Source organism: Ruegeria sp. AP12, assembly GCF_056540025.1.
The window spans coordinates 1-772 of record NZ_JBQFVZ010000184.1; the positions used below are offsets into that span (position 1 = coordinate 1).

The window sequence follows — 772 nt, forward strand, 5'->3', positions numbered from 1 at the left end:
CTGCGCGATCCCGGATTGTCCGGTGGAAAACATCATGGAACTGGCGAACGGCTGCATCTGCTGCACTGTGGCCGATGATTTCATCCCGACCATCGAAGCCCTTATGGCGCTGGAGCCGCGCCCCGATCACATCCTGATCGAAACCTCGGGCCTCGCCCTGCCCAAGCCGCTGCTGAAGGCGTTCGACTGGCCCGATATCCGATCGAAAATCACTGTTGATGGCGTGATCGCGCTGGCCGATGCCGAGGCCGTCGCCGCTGGTCGCTTTGCTCCGAATGTCGAAGCGGTGGACGCTCAGCGCATGGCTGATGACTCGATCGACCATGAAACGCCCTTATCCGAGGTGTTTGAGGATCAGATTTCCTGCGCCGATATCATCCTGCTGACCAAGCCTGATCTGGCCGGTCCCGAAGGCGTGGCAAAAGCCAAAGAGATCATCGCCGCCGAGGCCCCTCGCCCGCTGCCCGTTGTCGAAGTGGCCGAAGGCGCCGTGGATGTGCGCGTCGTTCTGGGTCTTGAGGCCGCAGCCGAGGATGACATGGACGCTCGTCCTTCGCATCACGACGGTCACCACGATCACGAGCATGACGATTTCGAAAGCATCATCGTTGATCTGCCGGAACAGTCCGATCCTGCCGATTTGGTCGCCAAGATCGAACGTCTGGCCAATGAGCTGAACATCCTGCGCGTCAAAGGCTATGCCGCCGTGCAAGGCAAGCCGATGCGCCTGCTGGTGCAGGCCGTGGGTGCCCGTGTGCGTCATCAATACGAC

Annotated in this window: 1 protein-coding gene; it reads left to right on the forward strand. The window is 60.9% G+C overall.

What is annotated here, in order from left to right; genetic code table 11:
• A partial coding sequence (gene cobW, locus ACR0E6_RS22130) for a cobalamin biosynthesis protein CobW (RefSeq protein ID WP_480587409.1) occupies positions 1 to 772 on the forward strand: 772 nt, incomplete at both ends.